This is a genomic window from Synechococcus sp. MU1617 (assembly GCF_020514235.1).
Classification (GTDB): Bacteria; Cyanobacteriota; Cyanobacteriia; order PCC-6307; family Cyanobiaceae; genus Parasynechococcus.
On record NZ_VTLB01000002.1, the window covers coordinates 611,577 to 629,793 of the forward strand.

At 62.5% G+C, this 18,217-nt stretch carries 17 protein-coding genes, 1 tRNA gene and 1 pseudogene; 8 read left to right on the forward strand and 11 right to left on the reverse strand.

Annotation, left to right across the window (positions count from 1 at the left end):
* Positions 1-13 precede the first annotated feature (13 nt).
* Positions 14-730 carry a global nitrogen regulator NtcA gene (ntcA, locus tag FZZ90_RS06945; RefSeq protein ID WP_006850810.1) on the reverse strand — a complete coding sequence of 239 codons (717 nt, stop codon included), beginning with the start codon at positions 728-730 and terminating at the stop codon, positions 14-16.
* A 58-nt stretch (positions 731-788) separates the two neighbouring features.
* The gene (gene rph / locus FZZ90_RS06950) at positions 789-1,532 is read right to left on the reverse strand and encodes a ribonuclease PH (RefSeq protein WP_226424972.1); all 744 of its coding nucleotides are present in this window, start codon (positions 1,530-1,532) and stop codon (positions 789-791) included.
* 145 nt (positions 1,533-1,677) lie between these two features.
* On the opposite strand from rph, the gene FZZ90_RS06955 reads away from it, so the two are divergent.
* A complete protein-coding gene (locus FZZ90_RS06955; RefSeq protein WP_226424973.1) occupies positions 1,678-2,277 on the forward strand; it encodes a cob(I)yrinic acid a,c-diamide adenosyltransferase in 600 nt (199 codons plus the stop codon).
* On the forward strand, positions 2,277-2,870 hold the full coding sequence (gene dcd / locus FZZ90_RS06960; RefSeq protein ID WP_006849961.1) for a dCTP deaminase: 594 nt from the start codon (positions 2,277-2,279) through the stop codon (positions 2,868-2,870). Before FZZ90_RS06955 ends, dcd begins: the two co-directional genes overlap by 1 nt.
* Before the next feature lie 12 nt (positions 2,871-2,882).
* Here the strand turns inward: dcd and thyX are convergent, their stop codons facing one another.
* On the reverse strand, positions 2,883-3,605 hold the full coding sequence (gene thyX / locus FZZ90_RS06965; protein ID WP_226424974.1) for an FAD-dependent thymidylate synthase: 723 nt from the start codon (positions 3,603-3,605) through the stop codon (positions 2,883-2,885).
* A 44-nt stretch (positions 3,606-3,649) separates the two neighbouring features.
* The gene (locus tag FZZ90_RS06970; protein ID WP_226424975.1) at positions 3,650-4,225 is read right to left on the reverse strand and encodes a thioredoxin domain-containing protein; all 576 of its coding nucleotides are present in this window, start codon (positions 4,223-4,225) and stop codon (positions 3,650-3,652) included.
* A 63-nt stretch (positions 4,226-4,288) separates the two neighbouring features.
* Here FZZ90_RS06970 and FZZ90_RS06975 point away from each other — a divergent pair, with 63 nt between their 5' ends.
* On the forward strand, positions 4,289-4,792 hold the full coding sequence (locus tag FZZ90_RS06975; protein WP_226424976.1) for a hypothetical protein: 504 nt from the start codon (positions 4,289-4,291) through the stop codon (positions 4,790-4,792).
* A gap of 93 nt (positions 4,793-4,885) precedes the next feature.
* On the opposite strand, the pseudogene FZZ90_RS06980 reads toward FZZ90_RS06975, so the two are convergent.
* A pseudogene (locus tag FZZ90_RS06980) lies at positions 4,886-6,559 on the reverse strand (transglycosylase SLT domain-containing protein); the annotation flags it as partial.
* Between the two features lie 348 nt (positions 6,560-6,907).
* Here FZZ90_RS06980 and glmM point away from each other — a divergent pair.
* Complete coding sequence (gene glmM, locus FZZ90_RS06985) at positions 6,908-8,302, forward strand: phosphoglucosamine mutase (protein ID WP_226424977.1); 1,395 nt, start codon at positions 6,908-6,910, stop codon at positions 8,300-8,302.
* Here glmM and FZZ90_RS06990 read toward each other — a convergent pair.
* From FZZ90_RS06990 to FZZ90_RS07005, 4 genes are read right to left on the reverse strand one after another with little or no spacing between them, the layout of a single operon-like run.
* Positions 8,289-9,242: a BadF/BadG/BcrA/BcrD ATPase family protein gene (locus FZZ90_RS06990; RefSeq protein ID WP_226424978.1), complete on the reverse strand. Its 954-nt coding sequence runs from the start codon at positions 9,240-9,242 to the stop codon at positions 8,289-8,291. The genes glmM and FZZ90_RS06990 overlap by 14 nt on opposite strands.
* Positions 9,239-10,555: an IctB family putative bicarbonate transporter gene (locus FZZ90_RS06995; RefSeq protein WP_226424979.1), complete on the reverse strand. Its 1,317-nt coding sequence runs from the start codon at positions 10,553-10,555 to the stop codon at positions 9,239-9,241. The genes FZZ90_RS06990 and FZZ90_RS06995 overlap by 4 nt, the downstream gene beginning before the upstream one ends.
* A gap of 9 nt (positions 10,556-10,564) precedes the next feature.
* The gene (trmB, locus tag FZZ90_RS07000) at positions 10,565-11,269 is read right to left on the reverse strand and encodes a tRNA (guanosine(46)-N7)-methyltransferase TrmB (protein WP_226424980.1); all 705 of its coding nucleotides are present in this window, start codon (positions 11,267-11,269) and stop codon (positions 10,565-10,567) included.
* A gap of 24 nt (positions 11,270-11,293) precedes the next feature.
* Positions 11,294-12,589: an FIST N-terminal domain-containing protein gene (locus FZZ90_RS07005; protein WP_226424981.1), complete on the reverse strand. Its 1,296-nt coding sequence runs from the start codon at positions 12,587-12,589 to the stop codon at positions 11,294-11,296.
* Between the two features lie 69 nt (positions 12,590-12,658).
* Here FZZ90_RS07005 and FZZ90_RS07010 point away from each other — a divergent pair, with 69 nt between their 5' ends.
* The gene (locus FZZ90_RS07010; RefSeq protein ID WP_226424982.1) at positions 12,659-13,270 is read left to right on the forward strand and encodes a DUF3177 family protein; all 612 of its coding nucleotides are present in this window, start codon (positions 12,659-12,661) and stop codon (positions 13,268-13,270) included.
* Positions 13,270-13,563: a hypothetical protein gene (locus FZZ90_RS07015; RefSeq protein ID WP_226424983.1), complete on the forward strand. Its 294-nt coding sequence runs from the start codon at positions 13,270-13,272 to the stop codon at positions 13,561-13,563. The genes FZZ90_RS07010 and FZZ90_RS07015 overlap by 1 nt, the downstream gene beginning before the upstream one ends.
* On the opposite strand, the gene ileS is transcribed toward FZZ90_RS07015, so the two are convergent.
* Together ileS and FZZ90_RS07025 are read right to left on the reverse strand one after the other, a co-directional pair.
* On the reverse strand, positions 13,548-16,472 hold the full coding sequence (ileS, locus tag FZZ90_RS07020) for an isoleucine--tRNA ligase (protein WP_226424984.1): 2,925 nt from the start codon (positions 16,470-16,472) through the stop codon (positions 13,548-13,550). The two genes, FZZ90_RS07015 and ileS, sit on opposite strands and share 16 nt — an antisense overlap.
* Before the next feature lie 27 nt (positions 16,473-16,499).
* Positions 16,500-16,994 carry a Ycf66 family protein gene (locus FZZ90_RS07025; protein ID WP_226424985.1) on the reverse strand — a complete coding sequence of 165 codons (495 nt, stop codon included), beginning with the start codon at positions 16,992-16,994 and terminating at the stop codon, positions 16,500-16,502.
* 54 nt (positions 16,995-17,048) lie between these two features.
* Here FZZ90_RS07025 and FZZ90_RS07030 point away from each other — a divergent pair.
* Positions 17,049-17,130, forward strand: a tRNA-Leu gene (locus FZZ90_RS07030).
* Between the two features lie 54 nt (positions 17,131-17,184).
* A complete protein-coding gene (gene crtR, locus FZZ90_RS07035; RefSeq protein WP_226425045.1) occupies positions 17,185-18,216 on the forward strand; it encodes a beta-carotene hydroxylase in 1,032 nt (343 codons plus the stop codon).
* Position 18,217 lies beyond the last annotated feature (1 nt).

Here is an 18,217-nt window from a genome sequence, read left to right on the forward strand (position 1 = left end):
GTCGATGGCCGGCTTAGCTGAAGCGTTTGGCCAGAGCGATTGGATCCAGAACGGTGATTTTCTTGCGGTCAATCTGAACCAGACCGGATTGACGCAAGTCTCCCAGCAGACGCGTGATTGTGACCCGTGTTGAGCCAATTGCTTCGGCGATGGCTTGATGGGACAGGCGTAGGTCGATGGTGATGCCCAGCTCATCTGCCACGCCGAAATCCCTGCACAGCACGAGCAGGAAGCTCACCAGCCGGGATGACATGTCCCTGTGGGTCAGGGTTTCAATCATCGTTTCGGTCTGCAGAATTCGGCTGGAGAGACCCTGCAGCAAGCGCAGGCCAACGCTGGTGTCTGCTTCGATGGCGGCCTTCACGGAGGTCGCCGGTGCCGTCACCATTTCGACCCGGGTGAAGGCCACAGCGTGGTAGAAACGATCGGACCTTTGACCGGTCAGCAGGGACAGCACTCCGAAGAGGCTGTTCTCGCGGAGCAGGGCCACGGTGATTTCTTCACCCGACTCGTAAACGCGGGACAGACGCACGGCTCCCCGGCGGATCAGATACACCCGTTCTGCGGGATCTCCGGGGAAGAAGATGGTCTTGTTGCGGTCAACCAGTTCACTGCTGGCGCCATCGAGATCCCGGATGATCTCCAGGAGAGAACGGTTGGCCGGCTCTGCGCTGGGAGCTGGAGCCACCATCTGCGGGGCGTATCGGCTGAAACCTCGGCTACTGGTCATGACAACCCCCTGGTGAGGCGAAGTTACGGAGCTGGCGGTGGCCGCCATGTAGCGGTTATTACGTAACGCTGCTGTGCTCGTTGAAGGCCTGGCGTTGCGCCTGCATCAGGGATGACACTCCCGGCTCCGCTAAATCCAGCAGCTCATTGAGTTGGTTGCGGCTGAAGGGCGCTCCCTCAGCAGTTCCCTGGATTTCCAACAGACGTCCATCGCCGGCCTGCACAACATTCAGGTCCACCTCAGCTCGGCTGTCTTCGCTGTAGTCCAGATCCAGCAAGGCCTGGCCATCCACCAAGCCGACGGACACGGCCGCCACCTGGTCGATCAGGGGCGATTGCTCCAGGACTCCTTGTTCCACCAGTGATCGGCAGGCCTGGTCCAGGGCAAGCCAAGCCCCGGTGATCGAGGCCGTCCTGGTGCCGGCGTCCGCTTGGATCACGTCGCAGTCGATCAGCAAGGTGCGCTCACCAAGGCGCTCCATGTCGATCACGGCGCGCAGGCTGCGGCCGATCAACCGCTGAATCTCCTGGGTGCGACCCGAGAGTTTCATCAGCTCCCGTGATTGCCGCTGTGGGGTGGAGCCGGGCAGCAGACGGTATTCGGCGCTGAGCCATCCCAACCCTTCTCCCTTACGCCAGCGGGGAACCTTGTCCTCCAAGCAGACGCTGCAGAGCACAGCGGTTCGACCGGTGTGAACCACAAGGGAGCTCAAGGCGAACCCCATGGGATTCCAGGTCACCGAGAACGGTCGCAACTGCTGCGGGCGACGGCCATCAGTGCGGTGTTCAAGGGATTGGCTCATCGGTGGTGTGCAGTTCGTCAAGCCTCGCAGGCGGTTGGGTCTCGCCCTGTCCAAACACCATGGGTGGTGTCAATCCTCTTGTGGAATGTGATCTCGCCGCTAGATTCAAGGTCTCGCCGGGATCGCCCGGACAGATGCTTCCGCGATGACCACAAGCCTCGCCGACCCCCAAGCCTTCCAGAACTCCCTGGATCGGGATCAGCAGGCTTTGCAGCGGGCGGGCCTCAGGCCCTTACCTTCTGTCTCTGACCCGCCACCCCTACATCTGGTGGCTCCAGAAGGGCAGCTGCAAGTGCATACAGCGCCCTACCGAGGCAGTTTCGCCAATGTTCTGAGTCAAGCCATGCGTGCTGCCGGCTTGGGCAGTCGTGTTCTGATCAGTCAGTTCCTCAAAGGGGGCGTTCAGCAGGGACCTGCAGGACGGGTGCAGCTCTGTGGAGGCCTTGTCTGGCTGCGGCCGGAAGTGCCCCTCTGCCTCTCCTCGCCGGGGCATCCCGGTGGCGCTGAGGCGGTGGCTGCTGTTTGGTCCATCTGCCGCCAGCATCTGATCCAGGGAGATCTCGACCAGCTGGTCTTGGATGAAATCGGTCTTGCAGTGGCCTTCGGATACCTGGATGAAGCGGACGTGATTGAAGCCCTCGAGCAGCGGCCCGCTTCGATGGATGTGATCATCACTGGACCTGCAATCCCCGCCGGTGTGGTGGAGATGGCAGATCAAGTCACGGAGTTGCGCCGAGGTTTCTGATGCTCAAGTGCGATCGCTGGATCACTGAACAGGCCGGTCAGGGAATGATCGAGCCATTCCAGAGCGGTTTGGTCCGTCACCTCGAGCCGGAGCAGAAGCTGCGACCGGTGCTGAGTTTCGGTTGTTCGTCCTACGGCTACGACCTGCGCCTGTCTCCTCAGGAATTTCTGATCTTCCGGCATGTTCCGGGCACGGTGATGAACCCCAAGCGGTTCAACCCGGCCAACCTCGAGCCCACCCCCCTTCATGAGGATGAAGACGGGCGCTACTTCATTCTTCCGGCGCATTCCTACGGCCTCGGTGTGGCGTTGGAGAAGCTGCGGGTTCCCCCCAACATCACGGTGATCTGTTTGGGCAAGAGCACCTACGCCCGCCTTGGAATCATCGTGAACACCACCCCTGCTGAAGCGAGCTGGGAGGGTCACCTCACCCTTGAATTCAGCAACAGTTCCGGCGCTGACTGCCGCATCTATGCCGATGAAGGCATCTGTCAGCTGCTGTTTTTCGAGGGTGATCCCTGCTCTACCACCTACAGCGATCGACAAGGTAAGTACCAGCACCAACCGGAACGGGTGACGCTGGCCAAGGTTTAGATCTCTCTTGAATTAGGGAGCTAAACGAGCACGGTGCAGCCTGCTTTTTTCGTACCAGGCTGCGAATTCAGGGGCCCACTCCACCATGTGGGGCCACATCAGATCGCAGAGCTGGCGGATCTCTAACTGGGCATCAAGCTTGGCTCGCAGATCCATGAAGTGCAGGAACGCCCGCAGGCTGAAGCTCACCACAAAGTGCTGGCGGTAGTCGAAGGGAAGGATGCCGCGGGCATGCTCTTCGGAGAAGCCGGCCTTGAGCAGATCCCTGTAGCGCTCGGCGGCGCTTCGGCACAGATCGAGGTCCTGTTGGCGTAGCGCTTCGGTGTAGGCGTATTTCTTGCCCTGCCGATCGCTGTACTCGCCGACAGGCCGCAGATAAAACACCTCTTCCAGGTCCAGGGCTCCATCCGCTGCACGGCAGATGCGTTCACCGGTGTAACGCATCGATTGCACATCGAAGCTCACCCCCACCCGGTGGGTGCGGGCCTGCTGCATCACCGAGTGTGGGAACCAGCCCACGTTCAGAACGATCTGCGCATGCTCCATCGGGCCGTAGTGGCCGCGTTCTCCAGATAGCAGACGTTTCACACAGATCTCTCCAGCTCGCTGCTCATCGGGCCAGTTGGCACGATCTCCGGCCACGAACCCTTCGCTGTAGTCCTGATGCATGGCGGCGTACACGCATTGCTGCGGGTTCGGCGTAGCTGCGATCAGATCGACCCGAAAGCGGTCCATGGGAGCGTCAGAGTGACGAGTTGTGGTGATCATGGCGAGGCGTGTCAACCATGGCTGCGGGGCCCGGCCGTGGATTGGCTCGACGCTCCAGCCAATGTGTTGTCAGCGGAGGTGGAGGCTGGCAGCTGGCTGACGTTGCCGACGCCTGGCAGAGCCGGCAGCGGCTGATCCTCAAGCAGTGCTGTGGTGAGCAGCTGGAGTTCCTCAGGGCTGCGCAGACCAACAGATCTGCCCCTCGGCTCTCCTTCAGCGTTAAACAGATTCAGCTGAGGGATGCCGTTGACGTCGTAGCGATCAACGAGATCTTGCCAACGGGGGTTGTCGACGTTCACCAGAACTACATCGAGTCGATCCCGCGATTTCTTTTCCAACTCCAGCATCGAGGGCGCCATCTCCCTGCAGACCTGGCACCAATCGGCGTAGAACTCGATCAGCGTTGGGCGTCCATTGGTTAACGCCGTTTGCGGGTCGAGGGATCGTCTCGCCAGCTGCTCCATCGGGCTTTCGCTCTGAATGCCGCCGCGCAGGATGACCAAGCCAAAAGCCAGAGCCACCGCGATCAGCACCAGCACCCATCGCTGTGCCGTGCCCAGGGGCGAAGACTCCGGGGTGCCTGTCATCGCACTTCAACCGCAGCGGTCACTCTGGCAGCTCCTTCGAAAGGCCGCCGCTAACTTGCATCCATGCCAATTCTGCGACTGCTGAGCCTTCCGGTTCGAGCGCCGTTGCTGACGGTGCTGTTTCTGGTTGCAGTTGTGCTCGGCAACCATTGGCAGATTGTTCAGCCCACCTTCACGTCTCTCTACGACGTGAGTGCGGTCTGGTTCTGGTGTTTTGTGCTGCTGCAGACCCAGGTGGTTGTCGTGTTCTGCACGATGCCGGATCTGCTGTTGAGACAGGTGTCGTTGCTCATGGCATCAAGCCGGGTGATGACGTTAGTGGTCACGCTGCTGGTGGTGATCACTGGTGGCATCTACCTGTTGAAGCTCAATGTGCTCACCGACGTGCTCATCCTGGCTTCAGCCTTGTTGTTGGCCAGGCTCGATCTCATTCGCATCGGCGTTCTTCCCGCTGCTGGGATCTGCCTGGTTTTGATGAGTTTGGTCGTGATCTCTGGCATCGTCGCCGGAACGCTCTTGCCGCACCCCAGCGTCAGCCTCTTCGCAGAAGGATTGGTTGCCGCCTAGGTAGCCGAGCAGATTATCGAGCACTTTCTTGGTGTAGAAGCGCGTTTCCGGGTAGGGAATGCGTTCCACCCAGAGCGCGGAGTCGTCTGCATCCGTGGGTTGCGTCCAAGCCGCCACGGCACCTGGCCCGGCGTTGTAGCTGGCAATGCTGCGAAAGGGGTCGTTCTCCCATCGCTCCAGCAATTGGTTGAGGTAACGCGCGCCCAGTTTGAAGTTGTTGGCGGGATCCTTCAGCATTGGCGTGCTGGTGGTTGCGCCAGCCATCTCTGAGGCCGTGGAAGGCAGCAATTGCATCACACCAACGGCCCCGGCGGGAGAGACGACTCCAGGTGCGAAGCGTGATTCCTGTTTGGCGATCGCTCGCAGCAGATTGGCTTGAAGGCTTTCTTGCTTGGCCGCTGTCTGTATCTCAGCTTCGAAGAGGTGAGGGAATTGGCTGTGATGGAGAAGACGGCGTTGGTGGCAGCTGGGATCACGCCAGCGGAGGCTGAGCCACCAGAGCTGATCCAGTCCCATCCAGGTGTCCCCGACGGCCAGGCGCAGCCTGCCTTCTGCGAGACGTTCCTCGGGTGGCGGCGGGATTACAGGATCTCCCAGGGCCTGCCAGGCCTCCCAGGCGGCGTGCACCTGGCCCAGGCGCCAGAGCTCGTTCACCAGGCTGTGATGGCTGTTGAGCGGTTGCCAGGTTGGTGACTCTTGCTGCGGGTCTGGGGATCGCAAATCCAGGGGTTCGGCGATGCCCAGCTGCTCCATGGCGCGCCATCGGTAGTAGCCCCCTGGGAAGGCCCTGATCAGGCGGCGCCAGGTGCGTTCCGCCTCTGCCACATCACCGAGTTCCTGATGGCTGCGCCCAAGCCAGAACAGCCGCCGCGCCTCCAACGGAGGAGGCAGGGGGCCATCCTCGTGGCGGCGTTCCAGCAGGTCGCGGGCACGATTCCAATCCCCAGCGAGAAACGCCTTGCGGGCCAGGTCCCATTGGAGTTGCCAGATGTCGGGGTCGTTGGGCCAGCGGCTTAGGGCGGCATCCGCTCCATCGCCGCCGGCGAGTCGCACGCGGGCCGCGGTCACAGCGGCTGAGCGCTCCTCAAGGGCAGCCGGTAGAGCATCCAGTACACCAGGTTCGGGATAGAGCGGTTCGCTCAAGATCCGCGCCGCTTCAAGGCTGGCGGGGTGGTTTGGATGGGTCTGCGCCAGCGTCAGCAGTTGAGCAGTGCCCGCTTCAGGGTTGCCATGCAGCAGCCGTGAACGACCGATGGCCAGCTGGGTCTCGGGGGCAGCATCGAGCTTCCGAAGGCAGGTCAGTGCGGTTTCGGCATGGCCTCGTTTTGCAAGTGCCTGCGCCAAGGTTTGGCGTTGTTCGGGCTGCGGTGCCTGCGCCCCTGTGGCTTGGCAGGCGTCAAGCATCAGCTCCAGGGCGCCGGCTCGGCGCGCATTCCAACGGGCCAGGTGCAGGGCGCCTCGATGGTTCTCCAGCGCTTCGTACCCATCCCCAGTCGCCAAGGTCAGTGCTGCTGGGTGGGCGGGTTGCTGCTGGAGCAGCTGCCGATGAAGGATGGGGTTGTTGTTGCCAAGCGCCAACCGAGCCCAGGCGGAGCCGGGTGCTTCGGGAAAGCGATCCAACAGGAGCTGCCAGGTCTGAGCGGCTTCCGATGTCTTGCCTTGTGCGGCGGCGGTGAGGGCTGCCCGTTCGAGCACCACGGCTGCCATCGGATCGCGCCCCCAGCCTTGGCCATGGAGCAGTTCCGGCGCCCCATCCCTGGCCACCATCAACAAGGCGGCTTCGCGACGGGTCTGCGGATCGATGGCCCAGCGGTAGTGCTGCCACAGCTTTGCCTGTGAGAGCTGAGGTGTGAGGCGCTGATGCTGCTTGTTCAGCAGTTGCTGCCCGCCCCATGCAGCCAAGCCACTCAGACCAGCAACCGACAGCAGCAGCAGCGTTCCGATTCGCGGCCCTGCCTGCACACCCAACCTGGAGCTGGTCGCATTCTGATGCTCCAAAGACAGTTGGCGAGCCTTTGATCAGCTGAGGGCCGTGGAGGGCAGAGTTGCACCTGTCACGTCCCTGGGAATCAGCGTCAGAGGTGCTTCCTATGGTGCTGTCCACGATTGAGACCCATGGTTCAAAAGGCGTGTTCTCCGATCGGCCCCGCTCTCGGTGACGCTGCGCCAGGGTTTGGAACCGATGGGATCCGTGGGCTCGCCGGCACCGTTCTCACCCCAGCCTTGTGTCTTCAGGTGGGCTATTGGGTTGGCCGGGTTCTGCAGGCGGAAGGCCCTGTTCTGATCGGGATGGACTCCCGGACCAGCGGCAGCATGGTGGTGTCTGCCCTGACGGCCGGTTTGACGGCGGCCGGTCGCGATGTGTGGACCCTTGGTCTTTGTCCGACGCCGGCGGTTCCTTTGTTGATCCGCCAGCTGGGGGCGGCTGGTGGCCTGATGGTGTCTGCGAGCCACAACCCCCCTGCAGACAACGGCATCAAAGTGTTTGGGGCCGACGGCGCCAAACTCAGCGCTCCACGTCAGGCCCAGGTGGAAGCCGGTCTGAAGGGGCAGACGTCCATGGTTGAGCAAGGAGCGTTCCGCTGCGGTGTGGCGCGCTCCAGCGCCGACCTCCTGGATGGCTACAGGGAGGTATTGCAGCAATCGGTGGCTGAACGGCGACTGGATGGCGTCCCCATCGTTTTGGACCTTTGCTGGGGATCAGCGACAGCCTGTGGTGCTGATGCCTTCCGTGCCTTGGGGGCTGATCTCACCGTGCTCCATGGGGAACCCGATGGCTCCCGCATCAACGTGGCTTGCGGATCAACCCATCTGGAACCGCTGCAGCGGGCTGTGATCGAGCGCGGCGCGGCGATGGGCTTTGCCTTTGACGGTGATGCTGACCGAATGCTGGCGGTGGATGGCCGCGGTCGCATCATCGATGGGGACCATGTGCTTTTCCTGTGGGGATCCGTGCTGCAGGAGCAGCAGGCGCTCCCCGATCAGCGGTTGGTGGCCACCGTGATGTCGAACCTCGGCTTTGAGCGGGCTTGGCAGCAGAGGGACGGCATCCTTGATCGCACGCCGGTGGGAGATCAGCATGTCCATGCCGCGATGGTGGCCAGTGGCGCGGCCCTCGGTGGAGAACAATCCGGCCACATCCTCTCGGCCTCCCATGGGCTATGCGGCGATGGTGTTCTGACCGCCGTGCAGCTGGCCACCTTGTGCCATGCCCAAGGCATCAGCCTCAGCGATTGGTTGGACCGCAGTTTTCAGGCCTACCCGCAGAAATTGGTCAATGTGCGGGTGATGGACCGTTCACGTCGCAAGAACTGGAGCTCGTGCACCCCTCTGACCGACGCCATCGCTTCAGCAGAGCAGTCGATGGGAGAGACCGGCCGCATTTTGGTGCGAGCCAGCGGCACGGAGCCCGTGCTGCGGGTGATGGTGGAAGCCGAGCAGTCCGATGCTGTTGAGCATTGGACAGGGCATCTGGCCGCCGTTGCCGAAGAGCATCTCAACGTGGCCTGAGGATCAAGGCCTCTGCCATCAGAAGGGCGCCATCACAGGCATCGCCCCTGGCCTCACCCCAGCGGGCTTTGGGAATCGACTGACGAATGGCCTGTTGCACGGCTGTTCGGAACCCCGGCAGATGGATAACAGCTCCCCCATGGCAGACCACCAGGGGGGAACGCAGTGATAGCTGCTGGGCCACGGTGCTGATGCAGTTGGAGAGGGCTGCTGCTGATCGCTGCACGATTTCCTCTGCGCTCGAGCAGCCCTGGGCTGCTGCCTCCACCACCAGCGGAGCTAAGGCTGCGAAGTTCGCTGTGCCGAAGTCGTGCTGCACCACCCGGGCTTTCACCGCTGCGTGGCTGTCGCATCCCATCTGATTCCAGATCTGCAGGCGCAGAGGATGGTCGGGCAGGCGCCCATCGGCCATGCGCAGGGTCAGTTGCAATCCCTGGTGGCCGAGGTCAAAGGCTGAACCGGCTCCATCAAGCAGCCATCCCCAGCCGCCACAGCGTTGTTCATGGCCGTTCTCGTCTCGGCCCAGCACGATCATTCCCGTACCGCTGATCGCCAGGATTCCCGCACCCTCAGGGATCGCACCTCGCAAGGCCGTGCGTTCGTCTCCGGTGACCAGCACCTTTCTGAACTCCGTGTCATCACCGATGGCCAGGGCGTGACCCACCAAACGTTCAGCGCGCTGTTGCAACGCTGTTCCGTGTTCGATGCCGCTGGCTCCGACAACGGCCGCCTGGATCACGCCAGCGGGGTGATCTTTGAGGGCGTTTTGTGCACTGATGCGGATCGCCTCGAGGAAACGTCCTTCACCCTGGGGGGCATCCAGGTGACTGACGCCGGGCCCCTCGCCTTCGCCAACAGTCTGGTGCAAGCCCTTTTGGACCACGCTGAGGCGGCAGCGGGTCTGCGTCTGTCCAGCATCGAATCCAGCGAGCAGCCTCATGATTCGCTGGGTCGACTCACCAGGCTGGCCAGGGCAAACCAGCCGATCAGTTGAACTTCGGGGCGGAAGAAGATCGTGTCGGTGCTTCCCTGCATCAGCAGGCCAGCGATGGCAGCAAGGCTGGCGATGGCTGCCAAGGCGCTTGGACCATCGGCATTGAGCTGCTTGAGGCCCTGCTTCAGGCTGCTGGCCAGCAATCCCAGGCAGGCCAGTAGCCCAGGAATGCCGGTTTCCACCAGGATTTCCAAGGGAACGGAGTAGGCACTGAGGGCGTTGAACTTCGGTTGCTGATACAGGGGATAGATGCTGTTGAACGCCGCATTGCCTGGGCCGATGCCCAGCCAGGGACGGTCTTGCACCATCTGAATGGCCGCCATCCAGACGTTGATGCGGAAATTGTTGGAACTATCACCCCGTCCCGCCAGCAGGCTGGTGATGCGCGTGCGGATGGGATCGATCTGGGTGGCCGTCACCACCAGGAAAGCGGCTCCAACCAGCAGCACGGCGAGGGGCACCAGACGTCTCCAGAGTGGGGGCCAGTGGCGTGTCCAGCGCAGCAGCAGCAAAAGCAGAAGTACGGCGCCGGCAGCAACCATCCCCAGCCAGCCGCCGCGGCTGTAGGTGAACAGCGTGGCTGTCCCGGCCAACACCAGTGTGGTGCCGGCAAACAGCTGGGCTCCCACGCCACGCCAGCGCACCAGTGCAATCGCTGCAAAGGGAATCAGCGGCAGCAAGTAACCCGCCAGGAGGTTGGGGTTCCCCAGGGGGCCATAGATCCGAATGGTGCCGGCGCTGATGGAATTCGGATCGGCCCAGCCGGCCAGTTCCTCGCTGGAGGCATAGAGCTGTCGCAAAGCCAGAACACTGCTGAGTAGGCCGCCACTCAGTAGTCCTGCGACCAGCCGGTTCCACCATCGTTCATTGCTCAGCAGCAGTTTGCAGAGCAAGGCATAAACGCCCAGGTAGCTGAGCAGTTTGATCAGGCCTTTGCTGGCGGCGATTGGAACCGGAGAACATCCCGTGGCCACAATTGCGATGGCCAGAACAAGCATCAGCCAGCGCGAGATGGTTCCGATGCTCTGTGGTGGCGGACTGCAGAGGCACCACAGCAGCCACAGGCCGCCACAGGCTGTAATCACCAGGGCCAGGCCCGTGCGTGTGAACAGGGGTAGACCCGTGAGCAAGACCAGCAGGAGCAGTCCCGCCAGCCTTTCAAGGCGTTTCAGCACCGCTTGATCCGGAGTGATCAGCCCCTGCCAGCGTGCCAACAGTGGACCACCGCTTGCCGTCTGGGTTGCATCCGCAGAGGCCATCGTGGGGCTTCAGGTGGTGAGTGCTTCCGCCGGATTATCGATCTCCTGCCACTGCTGTTCCAGATCTGACACGGAAGGAAGTGGATTCTGGTTCCGGCGGTAGAGCACCCGGTAGACGGGGAGGTTTTGCTCGAGCACGTAGCGCTCCCGTTCCGTGGGAACCGAAAGCGGGTTGCTGGCGCGCCAGGGCCGTTGATCCTCTGCGGGGCGGTCAAAACAGGCGCTGAGTTCGGTGAGAGCCACCATCGGCTCAATCACGTCGAGAACATCGCTCTGCAGAAACAGCTCACGGCCGGGCTGGAGGGCCGTTGCGATGGCCAAGAGCAGCGCGGGTTGCAGGACCCTGCGCTTGCGGTGCCTTCGTTTGAACCAGGGATCGGGAAATTGGATGGAGACCCGTTGCAGCCGGTCCTGCTCCAGGGCCTTCATCCAGCCTTCCAGACTGATGTTGGCGTTGCAGAACAGGATCCGAACATTGCCGTGCTCCGAGGCGAGCGCCTCTCGATCGGCCGAGGTCACGAGGGGCCGGCGGATTTCAACGCCGAGATGGTTCCAGTGGGGATCACGCTCGGCCAGGCCCAGCAGGCAACGTCCACGGGCACAGCCGATATCAAGGTGGATCGGATGATCAGGAACGCGAAACAGCTCCTCGGGTGGAGGGAGTTCCAGCGGCAACTGGAAGAAGCTGCTGAGGGGATTGACGTGCTGACGCAAGGTTCCGAGGCGGTGCGATTCGGTTCAACCGAGATTGTCAGAGCCACTGCCAGAGGAGCTTTTTGGGTCCTGGCGAAGCAATCCCCAGCAGGCGGTGTAGCCATGCAGATGCGTCGTCCCGCCGACGGGTCCGATCTCACCGTTACAGAACGCTCCCGCCACAGGAAGGTCAGGCATCAGTTGGCGGGCCAGGCTGATGTCGCCATCGGCACGACCGAAGAGCCCCTTGCCCCGTCCCAGGCAGGCCATGAGCAGTCCGAAATGGACCGTGTCGCCTGAATCAGCCGTCGCTGCTTTGAGCAGGGCAAGGGCTTCGTCCTGGGAGGCGGCGGCTTCGCGCAGGTGAAATTGCACGTTTTGGCCGGCACGCACCCGCTCAGCTACGGCCACGGCGCCATTGTTGGGATCGACTCCGATCAGGTTGCGGATCAGGAAGGCACTCGCTTCTGATGCTGCTCCGTTGGCGTTCAGCCGCAGGCTGCTGCGTTCGACGCCGAGGAACAACGAGTGACGCACCAGCTCGCGCTCCCGTTCACTGAGGTCAGCCAGAACCCGTTGCAGACAATTGATGGGGCTGGCCTTGGTGCCGCCATCACTCAGTTCCAGCAACACGTTGCGCTGCACCTGCTCGATTGAGAAGACCGGGCCGATGGGGCGACAGCCCTGTGCCACCACCGTTTCGAGTCGCCAGCTCCCCCCGATGGAACAGACCACCGCTCCGGTGACGACGTTGTCATCCAGCAGCAGCGATCCGTGCCGACTGTTGTGGGGTGCTGCGATGCCCCCAATCTTCTCTGCACCCGGATAGGCGTAGTCCAGCCCGCTGATGAGGTCATTGATTCCACTGCTGGTGGGGTCGATCAGCAGGATTTGGCTGCGAGCAGCCTCGGGGGTGAGGCCCACCCAGTCTTGCCATTGCTGGGCGGCTCCATCCAGATCAGGCAGCTCCTCTGTGCTCAGGTGTTGGGTGGCGATCGATGCCCCCGGCAGGGAGAGCACCGTCACGCTCAATGCAGGCGTCTGCTCCAGCTCCGAGGCGGTGCCGTCGCCGCGGGTGCCCACCACGCCTCCCCCGGTGCATCCGATCCAATGCTTCGCGCTGATCTGGGCGCGAAGCATTGGCAGCAGCCGCGGCAGGTCGGTGGCGTAACTCGTTGAGGTGAAGACGAGGGCGAGATCGGCTTCGCCCCTGGATCGGCCCAGTTGCTCGACCACATCCCGAACGGCTTCGTCCAGGGACGCTTTCGCGGAAAGTCCTGTCCGGCACCTGGCTTCAGCGCCCCCGGAGCGGAACCAGCTGAACGGTGCGAACGGTGCCATGAAGCGGACCCTATCAACCCTGGAGGTCAGCTCGGGACGTTGATAATGGCGGCACTGTGACAGTCCCCAGTGAACGAGCTCACGTACCGCGCTCTGGTGTGGCTGACCTATCGCTTGGCCGCCACCTTTGCCGTTGGTGTGCCTTTGGTCCTATTGATCTGGTCGGCGTGGCGTCGCGAGCCGTTGGTGCTGCGGCTGCTCGGCATCTACTGGAAGGTGGCCAGCCTGATGGCGATCAGCCTGCTGCTGCTGATGGACCAGCGCCCCCTGGGCTACGCCATGGCGGTTGTCGCACCGGTGTTGATGGTGATCAGCCTGTGGTTCTGGGTCGACATCAATGAAGAGCTGGCCGACCAGCCGTCCTGGCGTCCGCTGCCCCTGGCGGTGAAGGTTTGGCGTTGGTCGTTCAGTGGTTTTGGTCTCCTCAGCCTGGGCATGAGCCTTACGGGTTTGGGCTGCATGCAACAGCTGGAGGCCTCGGCCTGCCTCACCTGGCTGGAGGCCCCTCAGGGCATCCATGGCCTGGCGGCAACAGTGTTCAATTTTCTCTTCGGTGGTCTGTGGACCGAAGCCGTTGCCGCCTTTGTGGGTTACGTCGCCCTGGTGGCTTATCTGGCCGGCCTGCTGCAGTGGCTGTTGGTGCGTCTGCCCCGTTACGGACGCGTGGCCGGCGATTTCTGATGAACGATCAGGTGGTGGTTCAGGCACTGGAGGAGCGAACGCGTGTTCAGCCCCAGCGGGTTGTTCGTCTGCGGGGGCAGGTGGGTGATGTGCCGTTTGAACTGCTGATCTTCCGTGGGTTCAGCAGCAGTACTACCCATCCAACCGCCTTTGACCCCGATGCCTCTGTTCTCCCGGAGGGAACGACTCTGGATCAGGCTGAGCTGCTGCAGGGGCCCTTGTCGCCCACCCAGGAGGTTGTGCTGGCTGGACCGATGCCGCCGAACGACCTCCTGGTTCAGGCCAACTGGTGAGTCCGGCGTTCCAGAACGCCAACACAGCGTCCGCAGATGTGGGGATGCTCAGGGTTCTGACCCACATCCCCCTCGTAGTGCCAACAGCGCTCGCATTTGGTTCCCCGCGCTCGGCTCACCTCGATCGATGCGAGCTCGTCGTCCTGGCTGGCCAGCAATTCGGCCCAGGGCTCGCCGCCAATCTGTAGTTGTGAGACCAGCAGCCAGTCCCGCAGGCCGTCCACCTCGATATTCCCCCTCTCACTCAGCCAAGAGAGAGCGGTCTGGAGTTCCGGACGGCGGGCGTCAATTCGCACGGCTGCCTCCAGCGATGCGCCGAGTTCCTGACGGCCGCGGCAGTCTTCCAGCACTTTGTTGACGGCGGCGCGGAGCTCCCTCAGCTCTTGAACCGGAGCGCTGAGAGCAGCATCACGCCACTCGGCTGGAACAGTCGGCCAGCCGCGGTGGAAGACAGAGGTTTCCTCCACGGGGTAGGGGAGGTTCTGCCAGATGTCTTCGGCCATGTGGCACAACACCGGAGCGATCAGTCCGGCCAGGCGTTCGATGATCAAGGCCATCACGGTCTGGCAGCTGCGCCGGCGCTGGTCCTGGGGGGCGCTTACGTAGAGCCTGTCCTTGGCGATGTCGAGGTAAAAGTTCGACAGATCGGTGACGCAGAAGTTCTGCAGCAGCTGGAAGAAGCGGAAGAACTCGAAGCTTTCGAAGGCTTCTGTGATGTCGTCCATTACCTCGGCCGTGCGCTGCAGCATCCAGCGGTCCAGCAATGGCAGTTCGGCAATGGGGATCGCGTCGGTTGCCGGATTGAAGTCATGCAGGTTGCCCAGCAAATAGCGGCTGGTGTTGCGCACCTTGCGGTACACATCAGCCAGCTGGCGCAGAATCCCTGTCCCGATCGGCACATCGGCGGAGTAATCCACCGAGCTCACCCAGAGCCGCAGCACATCAGCGCCGTAGGGCGGTTCCTGTTTCTGGTTCTTGCCCCCCTCGATGATCACCATTGGGTCGACCACATTGCCGAGGGATTTGCTCATCTTTCGGCCCTTTTCGTCCAAGGCGAAGCCATGGGTGAGCACCCGCTTGTATGGGGCGTGGCCATTCACGGCGACCGAGGTGAGCAGTGAACTCTGGAACCAGCCGCGGTGCTGGTCGGACCCTTCCAGGTACAGGTCGGCGGGATAGCTCAGCTTGTCCCGCTGACTGGCGACGGCAGCCCAGCTTGAGCCGGAGTCGAACCACACATCCATGGTGTCGGTGCCCTTGCGCCACTGGTCGGCCTGGTCGGCGTAGGCGGGCGGCAGCAGATCCGCTTCTTCTTTCTCCCACCAGACGTCGGCACCGTGCTCGGCGATCAACGCTTGGATGTGATCCAGGGTGTCTGCGTTCAGCAGCACCTCGCCGTTGCTGCGGTGATAAAAAACGGGGATCGGCACCCCCCAGGTGCGCTGACGGGAGATGCACCAGTCGCCCCGCTCCTTGACCATCGATTCGATCCGGTTGCGACCGGAGGCAGGGGTCCACTCCACTGCGGCGATTGCATCAAGGGCCTGTTGACGGAACCCTTCCACGGAAGCGAACCACTGTTCAGTGGCCCGGAAGATGGTGGGTTTCTTGGTGCGCCAGTCGTAGGGGTAGCGGTGGCCATAGGCCTCCTGCTTGAGCAGGGCCCCGGCGGACTCCAGCGCCTCGATGATCTTGGGGTTGGCATCCTTGAGCACATTCAGGCCCGCGAACGGACCGGCTTCGTCGGTGAGGTTGCCGGCTTCGTCCACAGGGCAGAGCACCGGCAGGCCGTTCTTCTGGCCGGTGTGGAAGTCGTCGACGCCGTGACCAGGCGCGGTGTGCACGAGGCCTGTGCCCGATTCGGTGGTGATGTAATCGCCCCCGATCACCACAGGACTGGTGCGGTCAAGGAGCGGGTGGCGGTATGTCAGACCGGCGAGCAGGGCGCCTTTCACCGTGGCGCGCCGGCTCAGCCGGAGCCCCAGGGTGGCGCTCAGCGTCTCGATCAGATCGGCGGCCACCAGCAGCAGTCGGCCTTCGCCGTCGTCGGCCAGGGCGTAGTCGAGCCGTTCATTGACCGATACCGCCAGGTTGGCTGGCAATGTCCAGGGGGTGGTTGTCCAGATCGCCACCTGCAGGGCTTGCCCCAGGGCGTCCGTCTCGGTGGGCAGGTCCAGGCCTTCTGCCCTGAGGGCATCCTGCAGCGCTGCCGGCAGCTCCACGGCTGGGAAGGCGGCGTAGACGCTGGGACTGGTGTGGCCGTCGGGATACTCCAGTTCGGCTTCGGCCAAAGCTGTGCGTGAGCTCGGGCTCCAGTGCACCGGTTTCAGACCCCGGTAGATGTGCCCCTTGAGCACCATTTCGCCAAACACCCGAATTTGAGCCGATTCGTACTCCTTTTGCAGGGTCAGATAGGGCTGCTCCCAGTCCGCCCAGATGCCCCAGCGCTGAAAGCCTTTCATCTGGCCATCCACCTGTTTGCGGGCGTAGGCGGCAGCTTTTTTACGCAGCTTGATTGGTGTCAGCGCCTTGCGCTGCTCCTGATCCATCGACTGCAGCACCTTGAGCTCGATCGGCAGGCCGTGGCAGTCCCAGCCCGGCACGTAGCGCACCCGCCGCCCGTTCAATACCTGATATTTGTTGATGACGTCCTTCAACACCTTGTTGAGGGCATGCCCCATGTGCAGAGCGCCGTTGGCATAGGGCGGGCCGTCATGGAGAGTGAAGGTTGGGCCGCTGTTGTTCAGGCCCAGCTCGCCGTCGATGCCATGGTTCTTCCAAAAGGCCTGCAGTTCAGGTTCCCGTTGGACGGCATTGGCGCGCATGCCAAATCCCGTCTGCAGAAGGTTGAGCGTGGGTTTATAGGAGGGACGTTCCTCAGCGGCGGCGTCGCGCGTCTCCTTGCTCACGGGGTCCCTGCTCTGGCCTCGGGATTATCAGTCTTCGCCCTCTGGAGATGTGACCTCGTTTGCTTCGGCTGATGCGGCGTCGCTTTCGTCAGTGGTTTCAGGGGACTCGGGACGCACCCATTTTTTGCCCGTAACCCCTGATTTCCCGGCCGGTTTGAGTTGTTTGGCGATGCCGCCAATGCCCTCGCCCACCCGGCCTGTGGTGATCAAAAGTTGTTGAAGGCTTGTGCGCCAATGATCGAGTGAGGTGAACCGCTGTTGCTCGGTTTCGCTGAGGCTGTTCCAGCGGGCCTGTCCGACCTCGGAGCCCAAGCGTGCGATCAACAGGCCGGCGAAGAGAACAGCAAGCATCGGCGCTCCCCGCAGCCGGTCCGTGCTGGTAACCAAAACGAGACCCAGCAGCAACACCACCGCGCCCCAGACGCCATCGCGGGGGCGGCTGAGTTCAACGGCTAAAAGGGGAAGCAGCAGGAGTGCCAGGCCGAGCAGGAGGCACAGATCGCCGCTGAGGGTCGCAAGCATCCGTGGTGTGGCGGTCTGCTTCCATTCTGGTGCGATCTCTAAAGTCAGGGTGTTGCCCACCTGGCGGAATTGGTAGACGCGCTGGTTTTAGGTACCAGTGGCTTTGGTCGTGGGGGTTCAAGTCCCCCGGTGGGCATTCCTTTCTCTACCGTGGTTCGGGATCTATACAGACTTGTTGCCTGACCTCCGGATGCACCAGAGCACTGCTCAACAACAGCAGCCTCGTCCGGTTGGAGTGGGCTACCGATCGGTTCCGCGCGAATTCGTTGATCCACCGGCCGTCTGGAACCCCACTGTTGGGCTCTTTCTTGGCGGTTATGCCCTGGCGGCTCTGACCATCTGGGGCTGGTTTGTGGCGGCTTTGCCCCTGCCGTTGCTGCTGTGCACGGGCTTTTTGGCGCTGCACCTAGAAGGGACGGTGATTCATGACGCCTGCCACAACGCGGCCCATCCCAATCGATGGATCAATCAGGCCATGGGCCATGGCTCGGCGCTGTTGCTCGGGTTCAGCTTTCCCGTCTTCACGCGGGTGCATCTTGAGCATCACGCCCATGTCAATGACCCGAAGAACGATCCGGATCACATCGTCAGCACGTTCGGGCCGCTCTGGCTGATCGCTCCGAGATTTTTCTATCACGAGTGGTTTTTCTTTCAGCGTCGTCTTTGGCGCCGCTGGGAGTTGATGCAGTGGGGGCTGGAGCGCAGCATTTTTTTGGTGATCGTTCTGGCGGCGGCACGCTTTGACTTTCTGCCGTTCATCTTCAACTGCTGGTTTGCGCCTGCCTTGATGGTCGGAGTGACGCTGGGTTTGTTCTTCGACTACCTCCCGCATCGGCCGTTCACCTCTCGCAACCGCTGGACGAACGCCCGCATCTACCCCGGCAGGCTGATGAATTGGCTGATCATGGGGCAGAACTATCACCTGGTTCATCACCTCTGGCCATCCATTCCCTGGTTCGAATACAAACCGGCCTACGAGGCCACCAAGCCTCTGCTCGATTCCAAGGGATCACCCCAACGGTTGGGCATTTTTGAAACCCGCCGGGATGGGTACAACTTCCTCTACGACATCCTTGTGGGAGTGCGCAGCCACAAGCGCCGTAGCGGAAAGATGAGGCGAGCAGCCCGTTTCATGCCGGGACGGGGTCTGCGCCGCCACTGGCTTGGTTTCGTTGACCGCATCGCGATCAAAACCGAGCCCAAGCGTTGGGTGTCCCGCTGAG